Origin of the sequence: Candidatus Dactylopiibacterium carminicum (assembly GCF_014736495.1) — a bacterium.
GTDB classification, from domain to species: domain Bacteria; phylum Pseudomonadota; class Gammaproteobacteria; order Burkholderiales; family Rhodocyclaceae; genus Uliginosibacterium; species Uliginosibacterium carminicum.
Map to the genome: position 1 here is coordinate 1 of NZ_MDUX01000092.1, position 7,871 is coordinate 7,871.

Here is a 7,871-nt window from a genome sequence, read left to right on the forward strand (position 1 = left end):
GGGTGATCTTCATGCACCAGGGCCGGGTGCATGAGATGGGGGCGCCCGAGGCGTTGTTCGGCAACCCGCAGACCCCGGAACTCAAACAGTTCCTCTCTCTGAGCATCGGTGGCTGGGGGCGCTCTGGCAGGGCTGCCCCGAAGCACCCCCAGCGCAATGCAGGGGAGTACGCTACAACTTACGCATCGAGTTTTGCACAGGGACAAAGATTCCCGATGAGCCCGGCACGAGCCCCGAGTGCTTGCGCCGTATCACATGACAAGAAGGCAGTTCCGATCCCAACGAGGTTTTCCATGGACGACAACCTGCGCGCCGCCGCGCTGGAATATCACGCTCAGCCGAGGCCGGGCAAACTTGCAATCCAGGCCACCAAGGTTTTGAGCAATCAGCGCGATCTTTCGCTCGCCTACTCGCCCGGCGTCGCCGCCGCCTGCGATGCCATCGTGGCAGACCCGGCTACCGCCAGCCTCTACACCGCGCGCGCCAACCTCATCGGCGTGGTCACCAACGGCACCGCCGTGCTGGGGCTGGGCCCCATCGGGCCACTGGCAGCCAAGCCCGTGATGGAGGGCAAGGCAGTGCTGTTCAAGAAGTTTGCCGGCATCGATGTATTCGATATCGAACTGGCCGAGCGCGATCCGGACCGGCTGGTGGACATCATCGCTGCGCTGGAGCCCACGTTCGGTGGCATCAATCTTGAAGACATCAAGGCGCCAGAGTGTTTCTACATCGAGCGCAGGTTGCGCGAGCGCATGCGTATCCCGGTATTCCATGATGATCAGCACGGCACGGCCATCGTGGTCGGTGCGGCCATCCTCAACGGATTGCATCTGGTGGGAAAGCCGTTGGACAAGGTGAAACTGGTGACTTCCGGCGCCGGTGCCGCCGCGCTGGCCTGCCTCGGGCTGCTGGAAAAACTGGGCATCCCGCTGGAAAACATCTGGGTGACGGACATTCATGGCGTGGTCTACGAAGGCCGCACCGAGGACATGGACCCGCTCAAGGCCCGTTACGCCAAGCCGACCCAGGCGCGCGCGCTGGGCGAGATCATCAAGGATGCAGACGTGTTTCTGGGGCTTTCGGCGGCTGGCGTGCTCAAGCCCGAGCTGTTGGCACACATGGCGCCCGATCCGCTGATCCTGGCGCTGGCCAATCCGGTGCCCGAAATCCTGCCGGCGCTGGCACGTGAAGTACGGCCGGATGCGGTGATTGCCACCGGCCGCTCGGATCACCCCAATCAGGTCAACAACGTACTGTGCTTCCCCTTCATCTTCCGCGGCGCGCTGGATGTGGGGGCCACCACCATCAACGATGAAATGCAGCTGGCTGCCGTGCAGGCGCTCGCCGCGTTGGCGCGCGAAGAGCAGTCGGACGTGGTCGCCTCGGCCTATGGCGAGCAACCGGTCTGTTTCGGGCGTGAATACCTGATCCCGCGCCCCTTCGATCCGCGTCTGATCGTGCGTATCGCACCAGCGGTGGCCAAGGCGGCGATGGATTCCGGCGTGGCCACGCGGCCGATCGCCGACTGGGAGGCCTACCGCCAGCAGCTCAACAACTTCATCTGGCATTCCGGCCTGCTCATGAAGCCGGTGTTCGCCGCCGCTCGAACGGCGCCGCGCCGCATCATCTTTGCGGAAGGCGAATCCGAGCGCGTGCTGCGCGCGGTGCAGACCGCCGTGGATGAGGGAATCGCCCAGCCGGTGTTGATCGGCCGTCCGGAGGTGATCGCGTTGTACATCGAGCGGTTTGGTTTGCGTCTGCGCCCGGGCGTCGATTTCGAACTGGTCAACCAGGATTCCGACCCGCGTTACAAGGAGCTGTGGCAACGCTATCACCAGATCATGGAGCGGCGTGGCGTGACGGCCGAGCGCGCCAGGCGCGAGGTGCTGCGCCAGAGCACGCTGATCGGCGCCCTGATGCTGGAGTTCGGCTGGGCCGACGGCATGATCTGCGGCACCACCGGCCAGCATGCGGAGCACCTGCAGTTCATCGACAACGTGCTTGGCCGGCGTACCGGCGTGAGCCACTGCTATGCCATGAATCTGCTGGTACTGCCGGGCCGTACCGTGGCGCTGTGCGACACCTACGTGAATTACGACCCCACGGCCGAGCAGCTCTATGAGATGACCTGTCTGGCCGCCGAGGAATTGCAACGCTTCGGCATCACACCGCACGTGGCCCTGCTGTCACATTCGAGTTTCGGCAGCGACGAAACGCCCACCGCGGCGAAGATGCGCCAGGCGCTGGCACTGCTGCACGCACGCCGGCCGGACATCGCCGCCGAGGGCGAGATGCATGGCGATGCCGCGCTGGACGCCACCCTGCGTGCGCAGATCTTCCCTAACACGCGCATGCAGAAACCGGCGAACCTGCTGGTTTTCCCTACGCTGGATGCCGCCAACATCGCTTTCAATCTGCTCAAGACTGCCTGTGGCGACGGCATGACCATCGGCCCGATCCTGCTGGGCACTGCCCGCCCGGTGCATATCCTGACGCCCACCGCGACGGTGCGTCGCATCGTGAACATGACCGCGCTGACGGTGGCGGAGGCGAATCACAACGCGCGTTGAGCGGCAGGCGGAATCCGTTCGCATTTCGATACCCTGGATCTTGCCCCGGACTTGTTCCGGGGGCGGGCGGATTCTGGTTTGGTCACTGCCGCTGTCACAACCCCATCCGTGCCGAGGTATCGAAGCATGAACGGGCGTCCTTTCGTGTGTACGGGCCGTTAAAACCAGTTCGCCGCGTACAGCACGACGACATAGCGCAGGAATTTGCCGCAGGCCAGCAGCAGGAACGGCCAGAAACGTACGCGCAGCATGCCGGCGATGAAGGTCAGCGGATCGCCGATGACGGGCAGCCAGGCGAACAGCAGGCAGCCCAGCCCCCAGCGCTGGAAACGCACCTCGGCGCGCGCGAGCTGTGCCGCGCTGAAAGGGAACCAGCGTCGTGCGTGCCAGTGCAGCAGATAGCGCCCGAGCACCCAGTTGACCACCGAGCCCAGCGTGTTGCCCGTGCCGGCGACCAGCAGCAGGCTCCAGGTCGGGTGTTGCCCATCCAGCTGCAAGGCCGCCAGCAGTGCTTCGGATGAGGTGGGCAGCAGCGTGGCGGCCAGCAGCGAGGCGAGGAACAGCCCCGGCAGCGAAAGCCAGTCGCTCACGCCGAGGGCGTCAATGCCGCGTAGTCGGGTTTTCCGGGCGCCAGCATGGGCAGGCTGGCGCGATGCTCGATGCGTGCGGGCAGGGCATGCTCCGGCCAGCCAAGTCTTGCAGCGGCTGTGTGCAGGGCTTCCGTGTCCAAGGCTGGCGCGGTGGTCAGCAGCAGGATCTCGCCGGGTGGCGTCTCCAGCGCGGCATGATCGGCATCGGGTGCCGCAGCGGTGGCGATCAGCTCGATCAGACCGAGCGAAACGGATGCTTCGGCGTGGGTGAGCAGGCGCTTGGCGCGGCCCAGCACGTGGAGGAATCCATCATCGTCGAAGCTGACCACGTCACCGGTATCCAGCCAGCCAGGGCCGAAGCAGGATTGCGGTGCCGCCGGCACGCCGGGGTGGGTGGTGCGCAGGTAACCGCTGAGCATGTTGGGGCCGGCCACGTGCAGCACGCCGGCGTTGGCCGGCAGGCCCAGCAGGGGTTGCAGCCGATGCTGGATGCCCGGCAGCAAGGGGCCGGCACTGCCCCAGCGGCTGGCCATCGGATTGTTCAGCGCGATGGCACAGGCGGCTTCAGTGGCACCATAGCCTTCGAAGATGCGTGCGCCGAATTTCTCGAACCACAGCTCGCGCACTTCGGGCGTCACCTTCTCCCCGCCAGCGATCACGCAGCGCAGGCGCGAGAAGTCGTAGGGGTGTGCGTGGCGGCCGTAGTTGGCGAGGAAGCTGTTGTTGCCGCAGAGGATGGTGGCCGAGCTGTTGTAGGCCAGTTCGGGGACGACACGGTGATGCTGCGGTGAGGGGTAGAGGAACAGTTTGGCGCCGGAGAGCAGCGGGATCAGCGCGCCGGCGGTGAGGCCGAAGCTGTGATGCAGCGGCAGGGCGTTGAGCACCACGTCGTTGCTGCTGATGTCCAGCACCGCGCGTATCTGCGCGACGTTGGCGAGCAGTGCGCGGTGCGACAGCAGTACGCCTTTGGGATTCTCTTCCGAGCCGGCAGTGAACATCACCAGTGCCGGGTCGTCGGCATGGCTGCGCGGGCAAGCGCACAGCGGGCTGAAACGCGCACGCAGCAGCCACCAGACGCGATCGCCGAGGCTGATGGCGTCGCGCAGGTCTTCCAGCCACAGTACCTCCAGTCCGTCGAGTGCGCGCAGGCTCCCTTCGAGCTTGAAGCGGGCGATGAATTCGCGCGAACTGATCACGCGACGGATGCCGGCAGCCGTGCAGGCTGCGCGCAGACTGGTGTTGCCAGCCGTGTAGGGCAGCAGTGCGGGAATGCGGCGCCAGGCCGAGAGGCCGAACAGCAGGGCCAGCGGTGCGCCGACGTTGGGCAGCAGCAGGCCGATGGTTTCATCCGGCGCCGTGCGTTGCGCGATCTTGCGGCCCAGCACCCAGGCTGAGCGCAGGATGTCGTTGTAGGAGTAATCGGTGTGTTCCACGTCGCCAAGCAGGCGCCAGCCGCGTCCGCGTCGGCGCGCGGCTTCGACGAGCGCTTCGGGCAGGGTTTGTTCGCGGCGGCCGGCGAACATCAGATCCGTCATCACGCGGCGCATGGCCTGGCCAGCGAGGTAGTGCTGTTCGCCGTGTGGCGCGCTGGGCGGGGTGATGCGCGTGGGCGGCAGCACGAACAGGCGGATGCGGGGCAACCAGGTGCGGGGAGCCTGGCTGCCGAGCAGCGAGAAGCGGCTGCGCGCGGCGCCGTCGATGCGCACCGGCAGGATGGTGGCTCCGGATTTGGCCGCGATGAAGCCGGGGCCGTCGTAGGTCTTCATCAGGTTGCCGGTGGTGGTGACGCGGCCCTCGGGGAAGATCAGCACCGGGCGGCCGCTTTCGATCAGGCGGATCACGCCCTTCATCTCCATCGGATTGTTGGGATCGATGGCGAGGTAATCGACCAGACGGCGCGAGAAGAGGCGGAACAGACGGTGGCAGGTGGCGGTGGTGTAGATCAACCACCACGGGCTTCTGGGGCAGGAACAGGCCTAGCAGCAATTCATCGAGGAATGACTCGTGGTTGGCGACGATCAGCAGCCGTTCGGCCTGGATATGGGCGCTGCCGTGCACGCGGAATGCCAGGCGGAACAGGGGGCGCAACAGGGCGCGGAGGATCCAGCGGAGCATCGGGTTGTTCGCTTTCGGGGCGGACGGCTCAGGCCGCTTCCGCCCATTGTTTGAGGGTGACGTAGTCTGTCTTGCCGGTGCCCAGCAGTGGCAGGGCCTCGACCGTGATGATCCGGCGCGGCACGGCGATTTCCGGGCTGCCGGATTCGCGTGCGGCGGCGATCAGCCGATCGCGGGTGAGAGTCGCGTCCGTGGTGTACAGCAGGATGTTTTCGCCGCGCGAGGCGTCCGGCTGGCTGGAGGCTGCGTGCATGGCGTCCGGCGAAGCGACGATGGCCAGGCGCTCGACCACTTCGAGCGAGATCATTTCGCCAGCCACCTTGGCGAAACGCTTGAGACGGCCAACGATGTGCACGAAACCGTCGTCGTCGATTTCGACGATGTCACCCGTGTTGTACCAGCCCGGCCCTAGTTCGGAGGCTGGCGGCTCCAGCACGCCGGGGTTGTCGACGCGCAGGTAGCCACTCATCACGTTGGGGCCGTTTACACATGCAGCGCGCCACCGGTTTCCACACCGGGCACCGGCACCAGTTTCGCCTGGATGCCGGGCAGTAACTGACCGACGGAGCCCGAGCGGTAGGCCATGCGCGAATTCACCGCGAGCACCGGTGCGCATTCGGTGGCTCCGTAGCCTTCGAGGATGCGGATGCCGAACTTCTCGAACCACAGGCTACGTACCGTGGAGGTGAGTTTTTCAGCGCCGGCCACCACGTAGCGCAGGCGGTAGAAGTCGTAAGGGTGGGCGTGCTTGGCGTAGTTGGCGAGGAAGGTGGAGGTTCCCAGCAGGATGGTGCAGCCGCGGTCGTAGGCCAGTTCCGGGATCACGCGGTAATGCAGCGGCGAGGTGTACAGGAACACGCGCGCGCCGGAGATGGCGGGCAACAGACCGCCGATGGTCAGGCCGAAGGAGTGGAACAGCGGCAGCGCGTTGAGAACCTTGTCCTCCGCCGAGAAATCCACTACGGCGCGTGCCTGCTAAATGTTGGCGAGAATCGCGCGGTGCGACAGCACCACCCCCTTGGGCTTGCCCTCGGAGCCGGAGGTGAACATCACGGCAGCGGGCTCTTCGGCGTCGCCGCGCGGTACCACCCATTGCGGGAAATGCATGGCCCAGAGGACCAGCCAGAGCTTGTCCTTCAGCGTCATCTCGCCGCGCAGGTCTTCCAGATAAAGGATCTCGCAGTGTTTGGAGAGCAACTCGATGCGGTCTTCCAGCTTGCCTTGTTCGATAAAGGCGCGCGAGGTGACGATGCGTTTTATCTGTGCGGCCTGGCAGGAGGCCAGCATGCCTTCGGCGCCCGCGGTGTAGTTGAGCATCGCCGGTACGCGGCGGAACGCCGACAGGCCGAAGATCAGGCCGACCGTGGGCGCAAGATTGGGCATCAGCACGCCGACACGCTCCTCGTCGGCGCATTTGCGCGATACCAGCCTGCCCAGGGCCAGCGTCATCTTGAGCAGATCGCGATAGGTGTATTCGATCTGCTTGATGTCCTCGACCAGCGCCCAGGAACGGCCGTGGATGGAGATCGCGCTGAGCAGTGCTTCGAACAGCGTCTGGCGCGGCCGGCTGGCGAAGATCATCTCCTGCATCAGGCGACGCATGCGTTCCCCGGCGATGCGGCGGCGCGCACGGGCGGTTGGCACCTGCGGCATCTCCAGACGCGTGACCGGCTGTATACAGATAGTGATGCGCGGAAACAGCTGGCGCGGCTGGTGGCCGGAGAGGCGCGAGAAGTAGGTGCGCGCGGCTCCGTCGATGCGCACCGGCAGGATGGTGGCGCGGGTGCGCGCCGCGACGAAGGCCGGGCCGTCGTAGGTCTTCATCAGGCTGCCGGTGGTGGTGATGCGGCCTTCGGGGAAGATCACCACCGGGCGGCCGGATTCCACCAGACGGATGATGGTCTTCATCGCCATCGGGCTGGTAGGGTCGACCGCCAGATGATCCACCAGATTCAGTACGGCTCGGAACAGCGGACTGCGGACAACGCCGGTATGCACCACGAATACAGAGTCATGCGGCAGGGTGATGCCGAGCAGCAGCCCGTCGAGCAGTGATTCGTGGTTGGCGATGATGAGCAGGCGTTCGGCGCGTACGTCCGGATCGCCCCGGACTTCAAGGCGGAAGAACAGGCGTGCGAGTAAGCGCAGGGCAAGCACGCCCAGACGTCTGGCCAGCTTCATAGGATTTGTCGGGCTCCGAATGTCGCAAAATCCACCGGATTATGTGGGTAAAGATGACTGAAGCCCGGACTTTAGCGCAAAGCAGGGGGGAAAGCGTTGTGCAGTGCGGAAACCAAGGGTTTGTCAGGATGCCGCGGTGAGCTGTATTTACATGGGTGGAATGCAAATATTCGTGTCCCTAATTTAAGGTACGTTCAAACCCGTCCGCCCGTACTCATACGTATGGCTCGATGTTTGCTACTTAATTTGGGAGCCATCGGTCAGTTAGCTATGTGATGGGCGAAAAGGCTGCAGCATGATTTGGCGCAACAAAAAGCTTTGATGTTGTTGCGCACAATCAAAGCTTTTTTTGTGAATTTCCTAGGGCGTGTTCACAGTAGCCAGATATAGGCGCATGCGAGATGCAAGAAGGCGC

Annotated in this window: 4 protein-coding genes and 1 pseudogene; 1 reads left to right on the plus strand and 4 read right to left on the minus strand. The window is 64.8% G+C overall.

The genetic code is table 11. The features are described from left to right. Positions 1-293: 293 nt before the first annotated feature. Positions 294-2,570, plus strand: coding sequence for an NADP-dependent malic enzyme (locus BGI27_RS16995; protein ID WP_095525981.1), 2,277 nt, complete (start codon positions 294-296; stop codon positions 2,568-2,570). Between the two features lie 158 nt (positions 2,571-2,728). Here BGI27_RS16995 and BGI27_RS17000 read toward each other — a convergent pair whose 3' ends face one another. From BGI27_RS17000 to BGI27_RS17010, 4 genes and pseudogenes are all read right to left on the minus strand, one after another. Further along, positions 2,729-3,160: a YqaA family protein gene (locus BGI27_RS17000; RefSeq protein WP_095525982.1), complete on the minus strand. Its 432-nt coding sequence runs from the start codon at positions 3,158-3,160 to the stop codon at positions 2,729-2,731. Further along, positions 3,157-5,106, minus strand: coding sequence for an AMP-binding protein (locus BGI27_RS17005; RefSeq protein ID WP_223871885.1), 1,950 nt, complete (start codon positions 5,104-5,106; stop codon positions 3,157-3,159). The genes BGI27_RS17000 and BGI27_RS17005 overlap by 4 nt, the downstream gene beginning before the upstream one ends. Positions 5,107-5,303: 197 nt before the next feature. Then, positions 5,304-5,744, minus strand: coding sequence for a bifunctional acyl-ACP--phospholipid O-acyltransferase/long-chain-fatty-acid--ACP ligase (locus BGI27_RS18590; RefSeq protein ID WP_263406643.1), 441 nt, complete (start codon positions 5,742-5,744; stop codon positions 5,304-5,306). A 14-nt stretch (positions 5,745-5,758) separates the two neighbouring features. After that, positions 5,759-7,456: pseudogene (locus BGI27_RS17010) on the minus strand (AMP-binding protein). Positions 7,457-7,871 lie beyond the last annotated feature (415 nt).

Coding starts and splice junctions, on each gene's coding strand:
- BGI27_RS16995 (WP_095525981.1), top strand. CDS start 294: ATGGACGACAACCTGCGCGCCGCCGCGCTGGAATATCACGCTCAGCCG.
- BGI27_RS18590 (WP_263406643.1), bottom strand. CDS start 5,744: ATGAGTGGCTACCTGCGCGTCGACAACCCCGGCGTGCTGGAGCCGCCA.